26 protein-coding genes and 1 riboswitch are annotated in these 25,183 nt (G+C 25.7%); of the genes, 24 read left to right on the forward strand and 2 right to left on the reverse strand.

What is annotated here, in order from left to right; all coding sequences use genetic code 11:
- Positions 1-55: 55 nt before the first annotated feature.
- Positions 56-3,229: a DEAD/DEAH box helicase gene (locus tag JNUCC81_RS07000; protein ID WP_454095925.1), complete on the reverse strand. Its 3,174-nt coding sequence runs from the start codon at positions 3,227-3,229 to the stop codon at positions 56-58.
- A 248-nt stretch (positions 3,230-3,477) separates the two neighbouring features.
- On the opposite strand from JNUCC81_RS07000, the gene JNUCC81_RS07005 reads away from it, so the two are divergent.
- The 5 genes from JNUCC81_RS07005 to JNUCC81_RS07025 all read left to right on the forward strand — a co-directional run bounded on the left by JNUCC81_RS07005 (position 3,478) and on the right by JNUCC81_RS07025 (position 6,921).
- A complete protein-coding gene (locus tag JNUCC81_RS07005) occupies positions 3,478-4,350 on the forward strand; it encodes an N-acetylmuramoyl-L-alanine amidase family protein (protein ID WP_454095926.1) in 873 nt (290 codons plus the stop codon).
- Positions 4,351-4,462: 112 nt separating this feature from the next.
- Positions 4,463-5,371, forward strand: coding sequence for a DNA-processing protein DprA (locus JNUCC81_RS07010; protein WP_454095927.1), 909 nt, complete (start codon positions 4,463-4,465; stop codon positions 5,369-5,371).
- A 92-nt stretch (positions 5,372-5,463) separates the two neighbouring features.
- Positions 5,464-6,000, forward strand: a complete 537-nt coding sequence (locus JNUCC81_RS07015; protein WP_454095928.1) for a hypothetical protein — start codon at positions 5,464-5,466, stop codon at positions 5,998-6,000.
- Between the two features lie 73 nt (positions 6,001-6,073).
- Positions 6,074-6,634 (forward strand): hypothetical protein, encoded by a 561-nt coding sequence (locus JNUCC81_RS07020; protein ID WP_454095929.1) that lies wholly within the window; start codon positions 6,074-6,076, stop codon positions 6,632-6,634.
- Between the two features lie 98 nt (positions 6,635-6,732).
- Positions 6,733-6,921: a hypothetical protein gene (locus tag JNUCC81_RS07025; RefSeq protein ID WP_454095930.1), complete on the forward strand. Its 189-nt coding sequence runs from the start codon at positions 6,733-6,735 to the stop codon at positions 6,919-6,921.
- Between the two features lie 113 nt (positions 6,922-7,034).
- Here the strand turns inward: JNUCC81_RS07025 and JNUCC81_RS07030 are convergent, their stop codons facing one another.
- Positions 7,035-7,379 (reverse strand): cupin domain-containing protein, encoded by a 345-nt coding sequence (locus tag JNUCC81_RS07030; RefSeq protein ID WP_208333610.1) that lies wholly within the window; start codon positions 7,377-7,379, stop codon positions 7,035-7,037.
- Positions 7,380-7,559: 180 nt separating this feature from the next.
- Here JNUCC81_RS07030 and JNUCC81_RS07035 point away from each other — a divergent pair, with 180 nt between their 5' ends.
- From JNUCC81_RS07035 to JNUCC81_RS07125, 19 genes are all read left to right on the forward strand, one after another.
- Positions 7,560-8,018 carry a VanZ family protein gene (locus tag JNUCC81_RS07035; RefSeq protein WP_454095931.1) on the forward strand — a complete coding sequence of 153 codons (459 nt, stop codon included), beginning with the start codon at positions 7,560-7,562 and terminating at the stop codon, positions 8,016-8,018.
- A 36-nt stretch (positions 8,019-8,054) separates the two neighbouring features.
- Positions 8,055-8,228 (forward strand): hypothetical protein, encoded by a 174-nt coding sequence (locus tag JNUCC81_RS07040; RefSeq protein ID WP_454095932.1) that lies wholly within the window; start codon positions 8,055-8,057, stop codon positions 8,226-8,228.
- A gap of 135 nt (positions 8,229-8,363) precedes the next feature.
- On the forward strand, positions 8,364-10,139 hold the full coding sequence (locus JNUCC81_RS07045; RefSeq protein WP_454095933.1) for a BglG family transcription antiterminator: 1,776 nt from the start codon (positions 8,364-8,366) through the stop codon (positions 10,137-10,139).
- 113 nt (positions 10,140-10,252) lie between these two features.
- Complete coding sequence (gene pfkB / locus JNUCC81_RS07050; RefSeq protein ID WP_454095934.1) at positions 10,253-11,176, forward strand: 1-phosphofructokinase; 924 nt, start codon at positions 10,253-10,255, stop codon at positions 11,174-11,176.
- A 1-nt stretch (position 11,177) separates the two neighbouring features.
- Entirely contained in the window at positions 11,178-13,070 is a 1,893-nt protein-coding gene (locus tag JNUCC81_RS07055; protein WP_454095935.1) for a PTS fructose transporter subunit IIABC, read from the forward strand.
- A 213-nt stretch (positions 13,071-13,283) separates the two neighbouring features.
- Positions 13,284-13,409, forward strand: a complete 126-nt coding sequence (locus JNUCC81_RS07060) for a hypothetical protein (RefSeq protein WP_454095936.1) — start codon at positions 13,284-13,286, stop codon at positions 13,407-13,409.
- Between the two features lie 161 nt (positions 13,410-13,570).
- Positions 13,571-14,449, forward strand: coding sequence for a hypothetical protein (locus tag JNUCC81_RS07065; RefSeq protein ID WP_454095937.1), 879 nt, complete (start codon positions 13,571-13,573; stop codon positions 14,447-14,449).
- A 160-nt stretch (positions 14,450-14,609) separates the two neighbouring features.
- Complete coding sequence (locus tag JNUCC81_RS07070) at positions 14,610-15,134, forward strand: RNA polymerase sigma factor (protein WP_454095938.1); 525 nt, start codon at positions 14,610-14,612, stop codon at positions 15,132-15,134.
- The gene (locus JNUCC81_RS07075) at positions 15,124-16,194 is read left to right on the forward strand and encodes a DUF4179 domain-containing protein (protein WP_454095939.1); all 1,071 of its coding nucleotides are present in this window, start codon (positions 15,124-15,126) and stop codon (positions 16,192-16,194) included. The genes JNUCC81_RS07070 and JNUCC81_RS07075 overlap by 11 nt, the downstream gene beginning before the upstream one ends.
- A gap of 392 nt (positions 16,195-16,586) precedes the next feature.
- Complete coding sequence (locus JNUCC81_RS07080; RefSeq protein ID WP_454095940.1) at positions 16,587-17,489, forward strand: DUF4825 domain-containing protein; 903 nt, start codon at positions 16,587-16,589, stop codon at positions 17,487-17,489.
- 19 nt (positions 17,490-17,508) lie between these two features.
- Positions 17,509-17,730 carry a YdbC family protein gene (locus tag JNUCC81_RS07085; RefSeq protein WP_208334380.1) on the forward strand — a complete coding sequence of 74 codons (222 nt, stop codon included), beginning with the start codon at positions 17,509-17,511 and terminating at the stop codon, positions 17,728-17,730.
- A 112-nt stretch (positions 17,731-17,842) separates the two neighbouring features.
- A riboswitch (SAM riboswitch) is annotated at positions 17,843-17,947 on the forward strand.
- Positions 17,948-18,150: 203 nt separating this feature from the next.
- Positions 18,151-19,461: a Na+/H+ antiporter NhaC family protein gene (locus JNUCC81_RS07090; protein ID WP_454095941.1), complete on the forward strand. Its 1,311-nt coding sequence runs from the start codon at positions 18,151-18,153 to the stop codon at positions 19,459-19,461.
- A 47-nt stretch (positions 19,462-19,508) separates the two neighbouring features.
- Positions 19,509-20,399, forward strand: a complete 891-nt coding sequence (locus tag JNUCC81_RS07095; protein ID WP_454095942.1) for a radical SAM protein — start codon at positions 19,509-19,511, stop codon at positions 20,397-20,399.
- Positions 20,400-20,576: 177 nt separating this feature from the next.
- Positions 20,577-21,290 (forward strand): DUF975 family protein, encoded by a 714-nt coding sequence (locus JNUCC81_RS07100; protein ID WP_454095943.1) that lies wholly within the window; start codon positions 20,577-20,579, stop codon positions 21,288-21,290.
- Between the two features lie 134 nt (positions 21,291-21,424).
- The gene (locus JNUCC81_RS07105) at positions 21,425-21,793 is read left to right on the forward strand and encodes a GntR family transcriptional regulator (protein WP_042273227.1); all 369 of its coding nucleotides are present in this window, start codon (positions 21,425-21,427) and stop codon (positions 21,791-21,793) included.
- The gene (locus JNUCC81_RS07110; RefSeq protein ID WP_208334383.1) at positions 21,793-22,491 is read left to right on the forward strand and encodes an ABC transporter ATP-binding protein; all 699 of its coding nucleotides are present in this window, start codon (positions 21,793-21,795) and stop codon (positions 22,489-22,491) included. Before JNUCC81_RS07105 ends, JNUCC81_RS07110 begins: the two co-directional genes overlap by 1 nt.
- Complete coding sequence (locus JNUCC81_RS07115) at positions 22,485-23,258, forward strand: ABC transporter permease (RefSeq protein WP_454095944.1); 774 nt, start codon at positions 22,485-22,487, stop codon at positions 23,256-23,258. The genes JNUCC81_RS07110 and JNUCC81_RS07115 overlap by 7 nt, the downstream gene beginning before the upstream one ends.
- A gap of 151 nt (positions 23,259-23,409) precedes the next feature.
- On the forward strand, positions 23,410-24,075 hold the full coding sequence (locus JNUCC81_RS07120; protein WP_454096380.1) for a DUF975 family protein: 666 nt from the start codon (positions 23,410-23,412) through the stop codon (positions 24,073-24,075).
- A gap of 176 nt (positions 24,076-24,251) precedes the next feature.
- The gene (locus tag JNUCC81_RS07125; protein ID WP_454095945.1) at positions 24,252-25,133 is read left to right on the forward strand and encodes a GGDEF domain-containing protein; all 882 of its coding nucleotides are present in this window, start codon (positions 24,252-24,254) and stop codon (positions 25,131-25,133) included.
- The last annotated feature ends 50 nt before the right edge of the window (positions 25,134-25,183 follow it).

A 25,183-nucleotide genomic window follows, 5' to 3' on the forward strand; every position in this document is an offset into this window, starting at 1 on the left:
TATTTTATATAGGAATGGGCAATTTTATATTATAAATAATTAAATTTATATAATTCTAATTGAATAGATCGATTATATCCTTATCAGATAAAGTTTTTAGTAAACTACCGTTTGATAAATCTCCATTAATAAATTCATTAATAAGTTCATTTTTACTTTCCTGAAGTTTTACGATTTTTTCTTCAATAGTTCCTTTAGCAATAAGTTTTATAACTTCAACAACATTTTTTTGGCCATATCTATGTGCTCTATCACTTGCTTGGTTTTCAACGGATGGATTCCACCAAGGGTCAAAGTGAATTACCACATTAGCGCTTGTAAGATTAAGACCTGTTCCACCAGCTTTTAGTGAAATTAAAAATACTTTATTTTTATCAGTTTCATTAAATTCATTTACCAAAGATAACCTTTCTTTAGCAGGAGTAGATCCATCTATATAAGAGTATGTTATATTATTGTTACTAAGTTCATCTCCAAGATTTCTAAGTACAGATGTAAATTGTGAGAACAATAATATTTTATGTCCATTTTCTATATAATCGTTTAAAAGCTCGATTGTAGTTTCTATTTTTGAACTTTTGCTATTATAATCTTTAAGAAGTACTCTAGGATCAAGACAGAGTTGTCTTAATTTTGTTAAGTAAGAGAAGATTACTATCTTATCCTTTTTAACATCTTTATCAATCATTTTTTCTTGAATATCCTTAACATAAGCACCGTATATTTTCTTTTGATCTTTATTAAGTTCAACAAAGAATTTTTTCTCTATTTTATCAGGTAGCTCTCTCATAACTTCAGATTTTGTTCTTCTAAGTATAAATGGTTTTATAAGTTTTTTTAGATTATAAGTATTATCTTCATTATTAATAAATAGTTCATAAAATCTTTTTCGAGAATATAAATATCCAGGCATAATAAAATCAAATATTGACCAAAGCTCGAGTAAGTTATTTTCAATAGGAGTTCCTGTTAAGGCAAATCTTACTTTAGCATTTATACTTTTAACAGCTTCAGTACTTAATGCTACTGGATTTTTTATATTTTGTCCTTCATCAATAATACAATAATCAAATATTTTATTTAAATAGCTATCTAAATCGTTTCTTAATGTACCATAGGTAGTTATAATAACATCTACATTTTCTAAATTTTCTAAAGCTTTATCACGTTCTTTTTTATTTCCATGAATTAAAGAAACATTCATATCAGGTGCAAAGGTTTCAAATTCATTTTTCCAATTATAAATAAGTGATGTTGGAGTGATTATTAAACTTATTGGTGATTTATCTTTTTCTTCTTTTTTAGATAATAAAAATGCTATGGTCTGTATTGTTTTACCAAGACCCATTTCATCAGCTAAAATTCCCCCGAATTCATAATGATCAAGCGTTTTAAACCAATTAAGGCCACTAATTTGATAATCACGAAGGGTTGCATTTAAGGATTTTGGAATATCAAAATTTATATCATCAATATTTCTAAATCTATCACAAATATTTTCAAGATGTTCAGTACCTTTTACAAAGTCTAAATTTTTAGAACTCAATACATCATTTATGTATAAACCTTTACTAGCATGAACTCTTGTGTTTTCAATATCATTAATTAGGTCTAAGTTATCCATTAACTCAAAGAAATCTTTAGTTTCATTTTGAGCTAAATTAATAAAACTACCGTCCTTTAATTTATAGAATTTACTTTTTTCTTTAAAAGCAAGTAGTATATTTTTATATTCATCTTTATCAATGTCAGAAATACTAAAATCAAAATCTAAATAACCATCAATACCACTTCTAATGCTTGCTTGTATTGATGAGGAGTTATAGATTTTCTTAGATTTAAATTTATCAGAATAATATACCTCACCAATATCTTTTAAATTGTGAATTTCCTTATCTAAGAAATTAAATAAATGCAAATCACTTTCTTTAAATACATAAGTATCACTCTCTCTTACAAAACCAAAAGATATTAAAATATTAGCGATATCTTTTTCTTTGTCTTTATCTGGAAGAATAAACTTTTGACCGTTTTCATCATTATATACAAACTTTAAATCACAAATAGTATCAGAATGTTTAAAATCAAAATAGAATTCTACTTTAAAATCGCTTATTATATTATTTTTTATTTCTTCATCTAAAACTACATTGCCAGAGATTTGCTTTAATTTAGGAACAAGATGACCTAAAAGACCAACCATATCTTCTTTGTCAAATACTACAGTCTTAGTTTCATTTAGTATTTCATAGATTTTTTTATAATTTAGAGCACACTCATTATTTAATAAATAAATATCTTCTTCATACAAAATAACATCACCTTTACTCGTTAGGGGGATAGGTATATCATTTTGGGAAGAAAGAGCTATTTTATTATTTAGTTTCTTAAAATCAAAATTAATAGGAATTAAATTTTCATTTATTTTAGGTTTATAAATTTCTTCTTTATAATTAAAAGTGAAATCTTTATTTTTTAAGGTCTTAAGAAATCTTTTTAATCCACTTTCACCTAAATCTAATATTTTAGGATTAATAGTCGAATTTATATGTGGATGATAGTTGCAACCATATTCTTCTATAATATCGACTATTGGTTCATCTATATTTGAAAAATAATGATTAATAGGATCGTAAGTAAAGTTTTTACCGTAGTCTAGTGTAGAAGTAGATATTCTAGAGTTTGAAAAATCCTTTAAACTCTTTAATACATACATTTTATCAGTTCCTATTTTAAAATCAGCATGTACATTACCTTCATTTATAGTCAAATTAACTTCTAGATTGACTTGTTTTTTATAAGTGTCATTAAAAAACTCCAAAAGCTTTTTATCAGGTGTAGAAGGATATATTTTAGGAGGTTTTTCATCTTCGAACTTTGTAGTAATATTTCTAACAAGATCTTTTTTAGCCATTAAAATAGCTGAGATAGAAGTTGCAGCTAAATGTTTGCATATAAATAATTTAGTACCTGTGTTTTTTGATCTAAAATCTTCACAGGTACATCTTCCGCCGATTATTTTTAAATTTATAGGATCTATTGATAGTGTATTTGTATAAACTTCATTGTTAAATTCAGATTCTAAAACGCCTTCAAGAGTTATTATATTTTCATTTATATTAAAACTGACATGATCAACTAATTTTTTATTATAGTACCTTACACCCCTATTCCATCTAGGGATATCTGTATTTACTTTTATTAAATCTAGTAATTTATTATAGTCCAATTATTTCACCTTACTCTCATTTTGTATATAAAATATTATAGTCGATATTAAGTGCAATTACACAAAAATATTTTATCTATATTATATAAATATTTTTATAAGTAATAAAAATTGCCAAATTACAGGAACAATTAATAGGCTAAATCTAATACTATAATATTAGTGTACAGTCTAAAATTTATAATTATAAGTACAGTAAATAAACAAGATAAGTTATATATTAATACGAAAAATAGGGAGATGGAAATATGAAACTATTAATACTTGATAGCGGACATACTGAATATGTATCAGGAAAAGAAGCACCTGATAAATCTATGAAAGAATGGGAATTTAACAATGATATGCAATATAAGATTAAAGCTATAGCAGAAAAACAGGGGATAGAGGTATATTTAACTAATCCAAATCCAGATAAGAAAAATGAAATAGGTCTTACTAGAAGAGCTCAACGTGCAAATGATTATTGGATATCAAAAGGAAAGCCAGATGCATTATTTTTTAGTATTCATTCAAATGCTTATGATTCAAAATTTAATGCAGCAAGAGGAACTGAAACATATTATGCTTCTAACGCAAGCCAAAAATCTAAAGATGCAGCAAGAGATATACAAGATGAAGTATATAAAGCAATGAGATCAATAGATAGTGAAGCGAAAGACAGAGGAGTAAAAGTTGCTGACTTTACTGTAATCTACAAAGCTTTAATGCCATCAGTGCTTGAAGAATATGCTTTTTATACTAATAGAGATGATTTAAAAATATTAAAAAATAACAGAGATGAATTAGCAAAAGCGACAGTAAAAGGTATTTGTAAATATTTTGAAATATCATATAAAGAGGTAGGAGGAAACCCACCATCACAATCACAAACTCCCGGTTATGATGTGTATGAAAATTGTATAGTTTATAAGGGAGATGTAGATAAAAATATAGCTAATATTTTAGGTTGGGGATTAAAAGACTATATTATTGTACCAATGAATGAATATAAAGAAGGTTTAGGTAAAAAAGTCTTTGTGGTTGGTGCTGCCGCAAATGATATAGAGGGAGATGTTGAATTACAAGGAAATGATAGATGGGGAACTTTAAATGCAGTATTAAATTATTTAGGTAAGTAGAATTAAATAAATCAAATAAAAGCAGAGTAAAATAATTTTACACTGCTTTTTTATTATGTATATATATTAAACAATATTTGGGAAAACTTATGTTATAAGGAGTAGATGCCAAATGAATAACTTAGTATTAACTTTACTATCGATAAATAAAGTAGGAAAAAAGACTACTACTAATTTCATAGAAAAAATGCACAATATGCCTAAAAATGAAGCAGATATAGTAGATATGTTTGTAAATATGAAGATAGATAATAATCGGATTGTAGTACCAAAATTAGAAGAGGTAAAAATAGCAAGGGAAAAATCACAATGTATAATTAGAGAATCAAAAATAAAAAGTATTAAATTTGTAGACATATTAAGTAATAATTATCCGAGTCATTTAAGATATATACCTAATGCACCAGTGATATTATTTTATAAAGGAAATTATGAAAGTATTATAAATAAAGATTGTGTAGCTATCATTGGAAGTAGAAGTGCAGATGAAAAAGGATTAAAATCATCATATAGACTAGGAGGTATATTATCAAAGGAAAATTATAGTATAGTTAGTGGATTGGCTTTAGGATGTGATGAAATGGCGCATAAAGGATGTCTAGATGTGGGTGGAAGTACTATTGCAGTTATGCCTTGCGGTCTAGATAATGTATATCCCAAAGAAAATTATAACTTAGCAGAGAAAATTTTAAATAATAAAGGGTGTTTAATAAGCGAATATCCTGTTGGATATAAGTCTTTCAAAAATAGCTTTGTAGAAAGAGATAGAATACAAAGTGGATTAAGTTTAGCAACAATAGTAGCACAAAGTGATGTGAATTCGGGTACTATGCATACTGTAAATTTTACATTAGAACAAAATAGAATTTTAGCTTGTTTAGATATGAAATCTTCTTTAAATAGAAAAATAATAGATGAGAATAAAGGAGTTGTAATTGGAAATGACTACGATATAAGTGAGATTAATAAAAAAATAAAAGAATATAAAAATAATTATATAATAAGAAAACCTATTAATTAAATTTATTTTATGATATATTATACTTTGCATTTATGAGAATTATGTAATATTTTGTAGAAGATAAAAATTGCATAAACGAAAGGAAGTATAATATGGGACCTATAAGAATAAAACCGGAAGAATTTAAATTAATTAATTTTATAAATTACTATAAAGATAACTCTGAAGAATTACTTTTAGAATTTCCAAGCTCTATATCAAGAGTTTGTTTAATAGATAAAGACTATATGGATGTAATAACTTTTGATGAGGATTATGAAGGTTTAGAAGAAGCTAATGATTATATAAGATTATTATTAGATGAAGAATATTCACTTCATTTTACTATAGGGAAAACTTATGAAAGTTGTGAAAAAATAGAATTTATAGATGGAACAAAATATAGTATGAAACACTATGCACAAGATTTATATGAAGATTCTAACAGTATAAAAGATATAGGTGAACTGAATCTAGACTTAGACCATTTAGTAGGATTATTATTTGACTTTGCAGATGATGAAATAATTATTTCTGTTACAAACTTTGAACATGGAGGAGGAATAGGAACTCCAAGAACTCAAGAAGTTGAAGATAGTGGTGATTTAGAGGAAGTTATAAAAGCACTTATAGAAAGATTTAGCAAATAAAGTTTATATGCAAATATTATTTAACATAATAATATCTGTATCTATATAATTATCAAATACATAGGAGGATGAAATGGAAATATTAAATCAATTTTTAAAGAACTTATGTGGAGAATTTAATAATAATAGGCAGATTGAAGAAGAATTAAAGGTTGGAGAAGTAAAACATCCTAAAGCAAAGCATATAAATGCTATTTGTAACAATAAAATAAGTAACTTACCAAAAGATTTTAATGGATATTTTGTTATAGAAGAGAGTTATTATGATTTAGATAATAGAAAGAATATATTACCTCATTTATTTTTATTTACATTAAATGAATATAACAATGTAGTATTAATCTCATATGAATTACCAGAGGGAGTAAGTAAAGAAGATTTTAGAAATAATAATGATAATTTATTTATGGATTATAGTAAATTAATTAAATCTGAAAAATTTACACCAATGGTGTATAAAGAAGAAAATGGAGTATTTCATGGAGAAAGTGTAAGTGAATTTTCTCCAGGATTTACTTTTACATTAAAAGAGAGTACTGAAATCGACCGATTAATAGTTAGCGAAGTCTTTAGAAAGAATGGAAAAATTACTTTTGGATTTGTAGATCCTATAGTTTATGATAGAGTTAAATAATAATTTGCAAAAAAATTATAAAAAATGTTTTAATATTAAATTCTGGTGTATATATATAATGATAGCTTATACAATTAAAAACACAGGAGGAATTTAATATGATAAAAATATGTTCAATGTGCTCAGGAATAAGTATAGATGAGTTAAAAGCGCGTTTAGGTGGAGAAGTTGAAATAGAAGACGGATGTATATATGAATGTGGATCAGAGCTTACAGCATATTCAGGTGAAGAATTAATAACTGCTGATTCAGAAGATGAATTAATTGAAGCTCTTAAAAAAGCATAATTAGTAAATACTATTTTGAATACTTGCCATTTTTAGAATATGTATTATTTTATAAAAGGTATTACCATAAATTATGGTAATACCTTTTTAAATTATATAAATTTACATCATTCTTATTTATACTCTGCACCAGCATCAACTTTAGTAACTTGAACAGCTACCATTTCTTCATCGTTGCTGTTTGTTATTTCATGCCATTCATCACGTTTTATAAATAAAGTACATCCTACGCATACATCATGAGATTTATCTCCAACAGTCATTTTACCATGGCCTTTTAAGAAGAAAAATATTTGTTCTCCATTTGGATGTTTGTGCATTTTAAGTACTTGACCTGGTTTGAAGTAATAAACTTCAGATGTCATGTCTTCTCCTGCAAATACAGGTATTTTTGGAACTGCAGCATCATTATATTGAGCTAAAGATCCATCTAGTAAATGTTTATGATTAGATTCCATTATATAAATCTCCTTTTAAATTTATTGTAATATTAATTACCTTTTTAGTTTGCCTAAGAGATTAAATTTAATTCTAAGAAAAAATTATCAATTAAAAATTTTTTATAAAAATAGATTTATGCTATAATATATCAAAAACATGAAATAAAAATTAGTATTAATTTAGAAATGGAGTTCACTATGAAAAAGATATCAATAGTATTAGTTATACTTTGGATGGGGGTTATATTTTATTTTTCAAACCAACCTGCGACAGTATCTACAATTCAATCAAACAAAGTTATACATGCTTTAGATAAAATATCAGAAGATAGTGTATTAGGAAATATTTTACATATATTATATAAATCAAAAGGCGCATCTTTTATAATAAGAAAATCTGCACATATGATATCTTATGCAATGTTAGCTGTATTAAGCTTTATAATGGTATATGCTCATAAGTCACATATAAAAAAATCTTTTATTTATGGTTTTTTAATAACATTTTTATATTCAATAACTGATGAAATACATCAGTTATTTATTCCAGGTAGAGCAGGAATGATTCAAGATGTTTTAATTGATTCTTTAGGAGCAATTATTGGATTAAGTTTAATTACATTAATATATAAGTTAATTATAAGAAGAAATAAATAAAGTATAATGTCATAAACTATATAAAGTTTTAAATAGTTGGAGGAAGATTATGATGCTAGAAATTTATATTTTTTTGTTTCAGTAATATCAACTATAATGACAACTTCATCAATAGTTTATATTAAAGGTGCAATAGAGTACATGGTAAGTATTTTAAAATGTCTTGTTTGTAGCTATGAAAATAATATGAAATTATGTGTTGAGGTTTAAAAAAATAGCCTAGAATAAAAAATTCTAGGCTATTTTTTTATTTAAGTATAGATTATGATAATGTATTATAATAAAAATAAAATTTTAGGGTATATAAAATTATATTAAAGTAAATAAGAAGGGGCTTAATTGATTATGACAAATATTAACTCAAGAGCATTAAATATAATAAATATTCTTTTGAATTCAGATCAGCCAGTAAGTAGCATAGCGCTTAGTCAAGAAATCGGATGTTCTACTAAAACCATTCAAAGTGAAATAAAATTATTAAATAAAGAACTTAAAAATGCTCAGATTTTATCAATAAGAGGAGTTGGATATAAGTTAGAAGGTAGTGTTGAAGATATAAACATTAACAGTGATACTTATAATGATATAGACAGAGTTCATTATATAATAAAAACATTATTAATTCTAAGTTCAAAGGAAAGTAATGCTATAAGAATTGAAGATTTAGCAGATTTAATGTATGTAAGCACTTCTACTATTAAGAATGATTTAAAAGACGTTAAAAAAGTATTAGCTAAATATAATATTGAAATATTAACAAAACATAAGCAAGGAATATATATAGAGAGAATTGAGGAAAATATAATAAAGTGCATAATAGACTTATGCATAAAATCTGATAATGAACTTAATTTAAATGAATTTTTAAGTGATGAAGTAAAAAATAATATATTTATAATAAAAAAAATTGTATTAAATAACTTAAATAATGAGAAACTAATATTACTAGATACAGAATTTAAAAATATAATTAATCATATACTACTGTATTTAAGTAGAGGAAATTATAATAATGAAGGATTTATAAAAAACTACATAAATGATTATAAAAATAAGAGAAATCTAGTAATAAATAATGATAAAAATAAAGATATAATAAAAAATGCTATAAATGAGTTTTGTGAAAATTTAAAACTAGCAACATCTATTAATATAAAAGATGATGAGATATTTAAGGATTGTTTATACAATCATATAAATAGTTTATATAAAAAGATAAAGCTAGGAATAGAAAGTTATGATATAAAGACATTAGATATAAAAATAAAATATCCATTTGCATTTGAATTAGCAAAAATAGCCAAGAAAACTATAGAAAAAGATTTAGATATAGAAATAAATGAAAATGAAATAGCAAATATAGCTATACATGTAGGTGGTGCACTTGAAAGAGCATCATATAAGAATGAAAAAAAGACTTTTAAAACTATAATAGTATGCACTTCAGGTATAGGAACATCTATGCTTATAAAATCAAAGCTTGAAAATATATTTAGAGAAAAGCTTGAAATTTTAAAGATTATACCTGCTTATTTAGTAGATTATATAAATGCTATGGAAGTGGATTTTATAATATCAACGGTTCCTATAAACATTGAATCCATACCAGTTATAAACATATCTCCACTGCTAAGTGATAAAGAGATTAAAATTATTGAAAAATATATAGAAACAGAAAATATATATGTAGATATTAATGTTAAAAATATATTTGACAAAGAACTATTTTTTACAAATTTAGATTTTAAAAGTAAAGAAGACGTTATCGATTTTATGTCAAATAAATTAATAAAACTAGGTCATATAGATAGTGATATGAAAAATTCATTCTTTGAAAGAGAGAAAATAGCAACTACTGAAATTGGAAACATGGTAGCTATTCCACATGGTGCAAATGGAACAATATATAATAATAAAATAGCAATAGGAATACTTAAAAGTCCAATAAACTGGGAATTATCAAAAGTAAGGCTGGTTATAATTCTAGCAGTTAATCCTGAAACAGTTTTAGATTATGAAGAATTATTTTCTACTATATACAAAAGAGTCGATTCAATTGCAAAAGTTGTTAGTATATGTGAAAATGGAAGTTTCGAAAAGTTTGTAAATATGTTTAAGTAATAAAGATAAATTTCTCTTTTGATTAAGGGAAATTTTTTGACTTTCACGGAAAATGTTTTCTAAGTATTATAATAATATAATATTTCTTAAAAATTAAGAAAGAGGTGTAGCATATGATTTATACAGTGACATTAAACCCTGCAATAGATTATGTAATAATGTTAGATAATTTAAAAACAGGAAGTGTAAATAGAATAAGTAGGGAAAATGTATATCCTGGAGGAAAAGGAATAAATGTATCAGGTGTACTTAAAGAGTTAGGATATGAAAGTACAGCTCTAGGTTTTATAAGTGGATTTAGTGGAGCTTTTATAAAAGATGCTCTTAATGAAAAAGGACTTGAAACTGATTTTATAGATTTAGAAAATGGATTTACAAGAATAAATGTAAAAATAAAAAGTAATGAAGAAACAGAGATAAATGGACAAGGTCCTCATATAAATGATGAAAAGTTAAATCAACTATATGAAAAAATAGATAAATTAAATGAAGGTGACGTATTAGTTTTATCAGGAAGCATACCTAAAACACTTAATGAAAATTTATATGAGAATATAATGAAAAGATTAGAAAATAAATACGTTAAGGTAGTAGTTGATGCAACTAAAGATTTACTTTTAAATGTATTAAAACATAGACCATTTTTAATAAAGCCAAATAATCATGAATTAGAAGAAATGTTTAATGTAAAGCTAAAATCAAATGAAGATGTAGCACTTTATGCTAGAAAGTTAAAGGATATGGGTGCTAAAAATGTATTAGTATCTATGGGAAAAGATGGTGCAATACTAGTTACAGAAGAAAATAGAGTCTTTATAAGTAATGTTGCCAAAGGAAAAGTTATAAATTCAGTTGGAGCTGGAGACTCAATGGTAGCAGGATTCGTTTCTGGATATATAAGTACTAATAGTTATGAAGAAGCCTTAAAATTAGGTACAGCTTGTGGTAGTGCAACCGCATTTTGTAGTGACTTAGCTAAAAGAGAATTTATAGAAAGCCTTTTAAGTGAAATTATAGTAAAGGAGATAATAATATAATATGAAAATAACTGACTTAATTAATAAAAGTTGTGTCAAACTAGACTTGCCATGTGAAAATAAGTTAAAAACTATTGATACAATGGTTGATTTAATGAATAATGGAAACAACTTATCTAATAAAGAAGAATATAAAGAAGCAATAATTGCTCGTGAAAACTTAAGTACGACAGGAATAGGTGAAGGTGTAGCAATACCTCATGCTAAATCAAAAGCTGTAAAAAAGGCAGCGCTTGCAGCAGCAGTTTCTAAAGTTGGAGTTGATTATGAATCTTTTGACGGTAGTTTATCACATTTAATATTTATGATAGCTGCTCCAGAAGGTGCTAATGATACACATTTAGAAGTATTATCAAGATTATCTACTATACTTATGGATGAAGAATTTAGAAATAATTTAATAAATGCATCTTCAGTAGATGAGTTTATTAAATTAATAGATGATAAAGAAAGAGAAAAATTTGCTGATGAATATGTTGAAGAAGTAGTATCTAAAGAAGCAGGTTACCCAAAAGTACTTGCAGTTACGGCTTGTCCAACAGGGATTGCACATACATTTATGGCGGCAGAGAGCTTAAATAAAATGGGTGAGAAAAAAGGTGTTTCTATAAAAGTAGAGACAAATGGTTCAGCTGGGGCTAAAAATATATTAACACCTGAGGAAATAGAAAATGCAGAATGTATAATAGTAGCAGCTGATAAAAATGTTGAAATGGCAAGATTTAATGGTAAAAAGGTTATAATAACTAAGGTTGCTAATGGAATACACAAAGCAGATGAATTAATAGAGCGAGCATCAAAAGGTGATGCACCAATTTATAATCATAGTGGTTCAGGAGGGTCTACTTCTAGTTTTGATGAAGATGAAACAACATTTAGAAAAATATATAAGCATTTAATGAATGGTGTATCTAATATGCTACCATTTGTTGTAGCTGGTGGTATACTTATAGCACTTGCTTTCTTATTTGATGATTATACAATAGATCCTAAACACTTTGGATCAAATACACCGTTAGCAGCATACTTAAAAGGTATAGGTGATCTTGCATTTAGCTTTATGTTACCAATACTTGCAGGATATATTGCTTATTCTATAGGAGATAGACCAGCTTTTGTCTCAGGTTTTATAGGAGGAGTTATTGCAAGAGATGGTGGTTCAGGATTTTTAGGTGCTTTACTTGCAGGTTTTATAGCAGGATACTTAGTCTTAGGGCTTAAAAAATTATTCTCAGGTTTACCACAATCACTTGATGGCATAAAACCAGTTCTTATATTCCCATTGTTTGGTACACTATTAATATCTGTAATAATGACATTTATAGTAATACCTCCTGTGGCGGCAATTAATACTTCAATTCAAAACTTCTTAATGAGTTTAGGAGCTAGTTCTAAAATATTATTAGGTATATTAGTTGCAGCTATGATGGCAGCAGATATGGGTGGGCCAATAAATAAGGCAGCGTATGTATTTGGTATAGCAGCACTTGAATCAGGGCAATATGAAATAATGGCAGCTGTTATGGCTGGAGGTATGGTTCCTCCACTAGCAATAGGTTTAGCTACAACATTTTTTAAAAATAGATTTACAAAAGAAGAAAGAGAGTCAGGAAAAGTAAACTATGTTATGGGATTATCTTTTATAACAGAAGGTGCAATACCATTTGCAGCAGCTGATCCACTTCATGTATTACCAGCATGTATTGTAGGTTCAGGAGTTGCAGGAGCTTTAAGTATGATATTTAATGTAGGTCTTCGTGCACCACATGGTGGAATATTTGTAATACCAGTTGTATCAAATCCAGTAGGATATATAATAGCAATAATAGCAGGTTCAGTGGTTGGAATGTTACTTCTTGGAATACTTAAAAAACCAATAAATAAAAAAGCCTAATAAAAATATAATTTAGTGAAAGAGATATATTAAAATTATTTTAATATATCTCTTTTTTATTATATCTAAAACGTTTTAGAATAATTTGTAAAAAATAAAGGATTAAATATATATGTTTAAAATGAATATATATGGGAAATGTATTGATTATAGTATTTCTATTAATTAGATGAAAGTTTACCATATAAAGGTCATTTTAATTTATTACAAGTAATGAAAAAAGAATTTAGTGATGTAAAATTATTAATGTCAGTTGGTGGATGGGTAGGATCTAGAGGATTTTATACAATGATGGATACATTTGTTGAAAATCAAGCAAATATTTATCTAGATCCATAAGATAAAGAAACAGCTAATATGATAATGCCTGTTCTTGGAATGGACTGGTCATATAAGTATTATAAATATAGATATTAATTGTAATTATATGTTTATATTTAATATTTATGAGTTATGATACTATATATTTGGGATGAATTTTATATGAGGGAGAAGGATTTATGGAAAAATATTTAAAGATAGGGGTTATATCATTAGTAATTATAGCTTTAATATACCAGTTTATGGTTATATTAATAATGAACAAAAAAGTAGAAGATTTATCGAATACAACATTTGGAAATCATAGCCAGGCTATGGATTTAATTAATAATGTAAGTCTAAAGGTTCAAAGTACATTAAATGAAGAATTAGCTAAAACACATCTTACAAAAGATGTAAACTTTAAACTAGATAAAGTAGAAAATGATAAATATATACTAAATATAAGAGTAGATTTAAGTAGATTGAGTAATGATTCTAAAGTATATTTTATGTATAAAGAAGATAAATCAGATAAATGGACTGAGATTAGTTTAGCTGAAGATGGGAATTTATCATATACAGGAGTTATGGAGTATAATATAGGTTCAGAATATAAATATAAAGTAATAACAAAAGGTAGCATATCTGAAAGTGGAGATATAACTGATTTAGATAAATATGAGTTTATTCCATATCCTCCATCAATTAGTTATGGAGAAGATAATGATGTAGATGGAGAAAAATTAAGTATATATGTAAATTTAAATAATATGTATGTAGATAATGATGGAAATTATTATGAATCTAATAAAAAAGATGGAGGTAATCAAGAGATAAAATCTATGGATATAATACTTGGAATAGGTGAAAGTGAAAAAACTTATAAATGCGAATACTATGAAGAAAAACAAAATGATATAGATGGGACTACTTGGCAAGATAAAGGATACAAAGTAGAAATACCTAAAAAAGATTACAAAAATAAACTTAATTATATAAAGATGAAAATTACATATAAAAATAAAATAGTAGATATAAAAGATATAACAAGTGAAATAGAAGAATATATTAATTAAAATAAAACTAAAGCATAATACATGTTAAAATAGTAGTTACTTTTTAGTAACTACTATTTTTTATAGATTTAAAAATAATATAAAAAAATAATAATATATGCAACTAATTAAATAAAACGTACGTCTAATGATTGTAAAAGATAACAAAATGGAGGATAAAATGGAATTTTTAGTAAAAAAAGCGATGAAAGGAGATAGTGAAGCTTTTATAAGTTTGATTAATAAACACGAAATTTCTATGTATAAAGCGGCTAAAGCAATACTTCATAATGAAGAAGACATAGGTGATGCAATACAAGAAACAATAATATCCGCTTATAAAAGTATTCATACTCTAAAACAAACTACATATTTTAAAACCTGGATTACAAGAATTTTAATTAATAAGTGCAATGATATTATAAGAAACAATAAAAATATTATATTTATAGACAGTTATAAGGAAGAAGGCTATAGTGACCAAACACATGATAAATTAGAATTTGATGAAGCTTTTGAAAAATTAAATAAGGATTATAAATTAGTACTTAATCTATATTATGTCGAAGGATTTAATTCTAGAGAAATAAGTGAAATTTTAAATGAAAATGAAAACACAATAAAATCTAGAATTTCTAGGGGGAAAAAACAGCTTAAAAATTTTTTGCTAAATAATAAAGAAGGAGGGATTATAAATGCAAAATGATTTAGATAAATTAATAAAAGAAAACTTAAATAAAGAAGAATATATACCACAAAGCATAATAAATAAAAAAGAGGATGCATTTAATATGATAAAAGATATGGAAAAAGAAAATATAAAAGCTAAGAAAAAATATATAAATAAAAAAACAGCAGCTGCGGTAGCGATGGTTGTTATAGGAGGTTTAAGTTTCGGAAAACCAGTATTAGCGAATATTAATAAAGTATTATTTGAAGGAAGATATAGAGGAGTTCAAAGTGCAAAAGAAAATGGATATGAACAAAAAGCAGAAGGCGTATTTAGTGAAAGTAATGGAATAAGGTTAGAAGTAGTAGATTTAGTAGCTGACCCTACTATTATAAATATTAAATTTAAGTTAAGTTCAAAGGATACAAATGAATTAAAAAAGTTCAAAAATCCAGAAACTAAAAATAAAAGTATAATGAATCATTTTACTATAACTGATGATAAAGGAAGGATACTTCAAACATATGGAAAAGATGGTATAATGTCTCCTCCATTAACTGATGAAGATGGAAATGAATATCATTTGACTTCAGGTGCTGATGAAGATATAGATGTAAGCAGATTAAATGAAAATGAAGTATATTTTTGGTGTGTGTTTACTTCATCACAAGGTTCACTAGGCGATATAAAAGGACTTAGAATACAAACTAATAAGATATCAAACATAGAAGGGAATTGGGATTTAAAATTAGATTTTAATGATTTTATTATAAATAATAAAGAAGTAAGTTATGTAGCTAAAGATAAAAATGAAAAAGTAGAAATAATTGAAGCAAAAGGATTTGCAACTGGAATAAAGATAGATTTTGTGGTTAATGAGCCGATAGATGAACTTATAATGTTAAATGCAAAATTAGTAGATAAAAATGGTAAAGAATACAGAAGTGAAAGGCCAGGATGGATGGAGAGTAAAGATGGAAAAGATTATGTTTCTATCACTTTTGATGTTAGTCAATATGAAAAATTAGATGAATTTGATTTTATAATAGATGGATTAGATAATTCAAAAGTAACATTAGTAAAAAATAATAAATAAAAGAAGAAGGCTTGGGCCTTCTTTTTTTATTTATTAATATAGTATTACCTAAGAATTCTTGTTAATTATAGTTATAATATGAAGATAAAGTTACAATAATGTTGATAATATTGATTTTTTTATTTATAGAGTCTATACTTTCATACATATCATATTTGAAAGATATATGAAATTTATCTATAGCATTGAGGAGATTGGTTAAATTAGAAGTTAGAAATAAAAGCATATAAGTGATAGATAAATTCAACTTGATGATAATAACTCAAAACATAATGGTATAATTAGATATATGGGAAATTTAGGATTTAATTTAGAAGAGCAATTAAAAATTATTCTTATATTCGAAAAATTTTACTAAAATGTATACTACATAGAAGATAAGGAGACGATATATGAAGAAAATAGCTAGCATAATTACTTCAATTATGATAATAACAAGTGCAATAGGTCTAGTAGGTTGTGAATCTAAAGAGAATTTGAATATTAAAGTTAATAAAGATATAAAGAAAGAAAGTAGTATTGATTTAAATGAATTATCAAAATTTAAAGGTACAAAAATAGGTAACTCTTCTAAAATTTCAAATATTTTAGAGTATTTGCCGGGAAATAATTCAAAGGATGGTTTTAGTTTGCAAACAGACAAACAGCCTTATGAAATTACTGTTAATTATAAATTAGGTAATGAATATAAAGAAAATAATATAACAAATTTACTTTATACTAATTCAGTTATATTATTTGCATTAGTTGATAATCTTGATATAGTTAATATAAAGCTAGGAGAAGAACATGGTGTTATATACACTTACAATAGAAGTCAAATAGAAGAAGTTATAAAAACTGATTTAAGAAAATTACCACAAGATTTAAATTTGTGGAAGGATCTATTAAGCAAGGAAAGCTATGATAATATAGGAGAAGGACGTTTAAAAATAGGAAACCACACAAGTGTAATAGAAACTTCAGAGACTGATAAAAAAAAGATAGCTAAAAAGTTATTTGAAATCCTTTTAGCATACGATTATGGAAATATTAAAGTAGAATCTGGAGAATATATTAATATATTAAAAAATTATAAGGTAAAAAATGTTACTTTTAAAAGTGGTTTAGAGAATGGCGATTTTAGAGTTAGTATGAACTATGATATACAGTCAGTTGATGGATATGTTGACTACTTTACAACTGGAAACGGAATTAAGTCTAGTGATAATTGGGTTAAAGATAAGTTTGTTATAGTTGATATTGAAAAAATAGGAGAAAACCAATATAAATTAGCAGCTCAAAATACAAACTAAGTATAAAGGAGATATAAATATGGCAAATATTAAATTTGATATAGAGTATGAATATGGAGTTATTTCAGAATCATCAAAAGGATGGAAAAAGGAGCTAAACTTAGTTAGCTGGAATAATAATAAAGCTAAATATGATATAAGAGAATGGGATGAAGAACACGAGAAGATGGGTAAAGGATTAACTTTTACAGTTGATGAACTAAAAGCTCTTAAAGAAATATTAAATAGTATGGACATATAATTAGTAATATATTTATACAAAGTTTTAAATATTATAAAAAATAAATATTATATATCATTTATTTTTTATAATTGACACCTTATATTTATTAGATTACTATAACAAATAAATAAACTTATTTAGAGAGGTGGAGGGACTGGCCCTTTGAAACCCGGCAACCAGCATATTAAATATGCAATGGTGCTAAATCCTGCAGCACAAAGCTGAAAGATAAGTATAAATTCGCTAAAAAGCTTAAGTTTATACTTAAGCTTTTTTTAATTATTTTAATTATAAGTAAATTATAATTTATCTGTTTTGTTGATAAGTTACAATTTGATATCATCTAAACTTGAGCAATGGACCTGGTTTTTAGGTCGTTGGCGACATGAGCAAAGCGAATTTTTTATTAGAATCTAAAAATATAACAGGGGGTATTGTATGAATAAGAAAATAAGTGGAAATCCAGTAGCATTAGCACCATTAGCAGTTTTTATACTATTATTTGTATCCACAGCATTAATAACAGGAGATTTTTCTAAAATGCCTATTTTGGTTGGATTTTTTATATCAGTTGGTGTAGCAATATTAATAGATAATAAAAGAGATTTAAATACAAAGCTAGAAGTATTTACTAATGGAGCAGGAAATTCTAATGTTATGTTAATGTGTGTAATATTTTTATTAGCAGGTGCATTTGGTTCAGTTACAAAAGCTATGGGAGGAGTAGAATCAACAGTTAATTTTGGAATGTCAATATTGCCACCAAACCTTTTGGTAGTAGGAATGTTCTTAGTATCATGTTTTGTATCAACATCTATGGGAACATCAACAGGAACAGTAGTAGCTCTTGTACCTATTGCTGTAGGGATTTCAGATAAAACTTCAATAGGATTAACTCTTTGCTTAGGAGCTATAATCGGTGGAGCTATGTTTGGAGATAATTTATCGATGATATCGGATACAACTATAGCAGCAGCTAATACTCAAAATTGTAATATGAAAGATAAGTTTAAAACTAACTTTAAAATAGTACTTCCAGCAGCAATATTAACAGCTATTATATTTATAGTTATAGGTTCGGGAAGTGGAAATATAAGTGGAGATACATCTTATTCATTAATAAAAATAATTCCATATATTTTAGTTTTATTAATGGCATTATTAGGTGTAAATGTTTTTGTGGTTTTAACTAGTGGAATATTAATTAGTGGATTAATCGGAATTATAACTGAATCATTTAATATAGGGGGATTATTTGAAGTCAGTTTTGAAGGTATGGTAGGCATGCAAAATCTAGCTATGATATCAATAGTTATAGGAGGATTAGTGGAACTTATAAAGGTAAATGGCGGAATAGAGTGGTTACTTTCATTTACTAAAAGTAAAATAAAAAATAAAAAAGGTGCAGAATTTGGAATAGCAGCTCTTGTTAGTTTAGCAGATATCTGTACAGCTAATAATACTATATCTATAATTATGGTAGGACCTATTGCAAAAGAAATTTCTGATGAATTTGATATCGACCCTAGAAAAAGCGCTAGTTTATTAGATATATTTTCTAGTGCGTTTCAAGGAATAATACCATATGGAGGACAACTATTAGTTGCATCATCTCTTGCAGGAGTATCTCCATTTACTATTGTACCTTATATGTTTTATCCAATGCTTATGATAGTATGTGGGATTATATCTATTATATTTACAATTCCAGGGACAGAAAATATTAAATCAGATATTATTAATAATTAAATTTTATACAAATAAGTTATAATGCATAAAACGTGGAGGATACTAAAATGGAGTTTATAAAAGCAAAATCTATAATTTCTAATTATATAGAAAATAATCCTTGGTTTTCTATAAATTACAATATGAATATATATAAAGGGTGTCCACATGGATGTATTTATTGTGATTCTCGAAGTAGTTGTTATCAGATCATAGATTTTGATAGAGTTAGAATTAAAGAAAACTCAATAGAAATGATTAAAAAAGAATTAAAAGGTAAAAGAAAAAAAGGTGTTATAGGAACTGGAGCAATGAGTGATCCTTATAATCCATTTGAAGCAAAATATATGCTTACTAGAGACGCTTTAAAACTTATAAATGACTTTAAATTTGGAGTATCGATTGCAACTAAAAGTAATTTAATCACAAGAGATATAGAGATATTAAAAGAAATTCAAAAACATTCACCTGTTTTAGTAAAGATTACTATTACAACTTATGACGATAATTTATGTAAACAAATTGAACCACATGTTGTTACTTCATCGAAACGCTTTGAAGCAATAAAAAAACTAAGTGAAAATGGTATATTTACAGGAATATTATTAATGCCGATACTACCATTTATAAATGACAGTGAAGAAAATGTAAAGGAAATAGTAAGAAAAGCTTATGAATGTGGGGCTAAATTTATTTTTTCCTATGGTATGGGAGTAACTCTTAGACAAAATCAAAGAGAATATTATTATGATAAATTAAGAACTATATTTTCTAAAGATATAGTAAATAAGTATATTGAAATTTATGGAGATAGATATGAATACGAATCCATTAAATCTAAAAAATTAAGAGATTTATTTGAATTAGAGTGTAATAAATACAATATTTTATACAAAATGGAAGATATTATAGATAGCTATAAAAATAAATATGAAACGTGCCAACTTAATTGGTTCTAGGTATTAATTTAAAGAATTGCCTTTAAATGGTTTAATCATTTGAAGGCAATTCTTTTTTGATTATTTAATTATAAAGTAAATTTTATATCTTTTGTTATTAAGCTCGAATAATAAAATTTTACTAAGGCACATAATTACACAATGAATAATATATATATTATTAAAGGAGGTTGTTACATGAACAGAATAGAATTAAAAGAACTTACAAAAAGCCAACTTAAAGGACATTGGAAAACTCCAGTACTATTAACATTAGCATATTTAATAGTAACAATTATAGCTAGCTTATTTCAGGAAGAAGCACAGTCTTTACCAACTATCATAATAACATTTGTAGTGGTATGGGCAATTTCCGTATGGGCAACTATAGGATTACCTAATTTTTATTTAGAATTTTTGAAAAAGGATGGAAACGCTTTATTTAAAGATGTTTTAGTACCATCTAATAAATTACTAAAAGCATTAGGTTATACTGTTATAATAGGAATAATTTCAATGATAATAGGATTTATATCTGTATTTGCATCAACTGGGATAATTGCAGCCTCAGTATTTTATGGTGATGGAATAACAATTGCAAATGTAGTAGGAATAATTTTAATATGTTTAATGTATATAGCATTTATAATATTCACTTTTGCAGTAGCACAGGTACCTTATATTATAATTGAAAAAGATGGTTTAGGATTATTAGAAGCTATGAGCTTAAGTATAAAAATAATGAAAGGTAATAAGTGGAAATACTTTGTTCTACAGTTAAGCTTTTTAGGTTGGGGTATACTTTCAGTAATAACACTTGGAATAGGATTTTTATGGTTAATTCCGTATATGTCATTAGCTGATACTAATTTCTATAAAAATTTAGCTATAGAGAATGTAACTTTAGATTAATATATAAAAAAGCTATGTTATTTAACATAGCTTTTTTATATATTAATGAAGTGAATTTTTATTTTATAAAAAAATTATTGCAATTTTTTTTGTACTATTGTACTATTATATTAATACAATGAGGTGGTGGAAAAATGGAATGGGAAATAGATAATAATAAGCCGATATATATACAGTTAGTAGAACAACTAAAACTAAGTATAATATCAGGTGAATTACAAGTAGGTTCTAAACTAGATCCAGTAAGGCTCATGGCACAAGAAGCTGAAGTAAATCCAAACACTATGCAAAAAGCATTATCAGAACTTGAAAGAGAAGGATTAGTTTATAGTAAACGAACTAGTGGAAGGTTTGTAACTGATGATGAAGAAAAAATTAAAGACATGAGAGAAGAAGTAGCAAATTTAAGAATAAAAGAATTAAAAGATACTCTAGTAAAACTTGGATATAATAATGGAGAAATTATAGACCTTGTAACGGAGAATTTAAGGGAGGGAATATAGTGAATAGTATTGTAGAATTTAAGAATGTACACAAAAGCTATGGTAAAAAAGAAGTTTTAAAAGGTATAAATTTAAACTTGAAAAAAGGAAAGATAATAGGTCTTTTAGGACCAAATGGAAATGGTAAAAGTACTATGATAAAACTTATAAATGGATTATTAACACCAAATGATGGAATAGTTTTAGTAAATGGAATTGAACCATCTGTTGAAACTAAAAAAACAGTATCTTACCTTCCAGAAAGAACTTATCTTAATGATTGGATGAAGGTTACTGATATTATTAAATTCTTTGAAGATTTTTATGAAGACTTTGATGTTAATAAAGCTTATGATATGCTTGAAAGCTTAAATATTGATAAAAATGAAAAACTTAAGACTATGTCAAAAGGGACTAAAGAAAAAGTACAGTTAATATTAGTTATGTCAAGAAAGGCAAGTTTATATGTATTAGATGAGCCAATTGGCGGAGTTGATCCAGCAGCTAGAAGTTATATTCTTAAAACTATTTTAGCTAATTTCTGTGAGGATAGTACTTTATTAATTGCGACTCATTTAATTAGTGAAATTGAAAATATATGTGATGAAGTAATATTTATATATGATGGAAATATAGTACTTCAAGGGGATGTAGAAAGTATTAGAGAAGAAAAAGGTAAATCTATAGATGCCTTATTTAGGGAGGAATTTAAATGTTAGGAAAATTATTAAAATATGAACTTAAAGCTTATATAAGAATATTTATTCCAATATATATAGCAATAATAGCTATGTCATTTTTAAATAGACTTTTTGGTGGAAGTGAATTATTCCAAATGCAGTTTATAATGACAACAGTATTAATAGGACTTTTTGTAGCTTTATATGTATTAAGTATAATTATAGCAATACAAAGATTTAGAAAAAATCTTTTAGGGGATGAAGGTTATTTAATGTTTACTTTGCCAGTTAAGACTAGTAGTATTATAATTTCAAAATATTTAGCATCATTAATATTTACTATTTTAAGTGGTTTAGTAGCACTTTTATCTTTTATGATTATATTCAATGCAATGAATATTTCTGAAATAACTTTAGCTTTTAATGAAATTTGGAATGGATTATCAAGCCAACCAGAATTTAGAAGTTTAATTTTTATTATATCTGCAGGGTTATTTCTTGCATACTCAACATTTATTTTACAAATATATTTATCACTATCAGTAGGGCAGTTACCTAAGTTTAATAAACATAGAAATATAGTAGCACTTGCAACATTTTTTATAATTAATGTAATTATAGGGAATGTAAATAATTCAATAATTTCACATATGCCAATCGATTTTGATTATGAATCAGGTATTTCTCAAGTGAGCAAACTATCAGCAAATGGATCAAATTATATGTTTATAATTAGTATTATTATAATAGGTCTTTTATTTGCTGGTACAGTTTATATATTAAATAAAAAACTTAATTTAGAATAAATAAAATTATATATAGGAAAAAGTTGACAAAAGTCTTTGTAAAACTTATACTTATAAATCTATAAATTAAAATCATCATAAGGGAGAGGTTAATATCACTAGATTAGAATTAAAAAAATTATCAAAGAGTCAACTTAAAGGACATTGGAAAATACCAGTATTATTAACACTAGTAACAAGTGTAGTATTAATAGCACAAGAATTGATACAAAACAATATAGAATCCTTAATAGGAATCACAATAGGACTAGTAATTACGTATATATTAACATCAATAGTAACAGCTGGTTGTTCAAATTTCTATTTGAAATTTTTAGAAAAAGATGGAGACGCAGAATTTAAAGATTTTATCGTATCATCTAATAAAGTACTAAAAACATTAGGATATACTATGATAGTAGGAATAATAGCTTTAATATTAATTTTCATATGTGCTATAACTATATTTGCTTTTTCAATGAACTTTATTCCTGCTTTACTTGGACTAGTAGAGATGTCTATAGAAAGTATGACAGCAAGTTTAGTTTTACCTATTATTATAATAATTTTAGCTTTAATAATTTACAATATATTTGTATACGGAGTATCGCTTACACCTTATATAATAATTGAAAATGAAGACTTAGGTGTTTTTAAAGCTATGAAATTAAGTAAAAAGATAATGAAAGGTAATAAATGGAAGTTGTTTGTTTTATATATTAGTTTCCTAGGATGGGCTATACTTTCATTACTTACTTTAGGAATAGGGTTTTTATGGTTAGTGCCATACATAACATTATCTATGACTAATTTTTATAAAGATATAATTTCAGAGTAGCTTAAATATATATAGTTTAAGTGATTTTTAAATAATACTTGCAAGTTTGCAAGTATTATTTTGTTTTGGAAAAATTAGACTATTACTAAAGTAAGTGATAAAATATAATATAACAATGATATTATATATGTAATTTTATATTAATAGTTATGGGTATTAAGCCTTAGGGGGATGTAATGGTGAATATATATAAAGAAGCATTAGATGACGAAAATATAATAGATAAGCTATTTGAATATAGGAGAATATTAGATCCAGTCAGAAAATGTACTTTAGAAATTTCAAAGGACGATGTAAAATATAGTGCACATAAATGTTATGAATTTTGGGGAAAAAATTCTGAATGCAGCAATTGCATTTCAATGAGAGCTTATAATGAAAATAAATCATTTACTAAAGTAGAGTACTTAAAAGATCGGATATACTTTATAATGGCAACGCCTATAATAAAAAATAAAGAAAAATATATAGTTGAGGTTTTAAAAGATATAACTAATGATAATATAACAGGCTGTTTAATTAGTAAATCTATGGATCAAGCAGAAAAAGAAATTCAAAGACTTAATGATTTAGCTATAATAGATGAAGTTACAAATATTTATAACAGAAGGTATATAAATGAAAAAACACCATCAGATATAAATAATGCCATAGAAAATCAATATGACCTATCTTTAGCTATTATGGATATAGATGACTTTAAAATTATAAATGATACATATGGTCATATGTGTGGAGATTATATTTTGGAATCTGTATCAGATATTATTAAGATAAATATTAACTTATATGGATGGGTAGGACGATATGGTGGAGATGAGTTTGTAATAGTAATGAATAAGACATCAAAACTGGAGTGTTATGAAATTATTGAAAAAATAAGAAAAGATATAGAGAAAGCTCTATTTACTTATGAGGGAAAAAATATAAATGTAACTTGTAGTTTTGGTATTTCTGGTATAGATAAATGTATAAATAATTTTAATAAAATAATAAAAGATGCAGATTTCAAATTAATAAACGGTAAAAATGGTAAAAAGAATATAGTAATAATATAAAAAGTATGGCTTAGATTAAATTAACTAAGCCACTTTTTTTATTTCATAAT

The organism is Faecalimicrobium sp. JNUCC 81 (assembly GCF_053667625.1).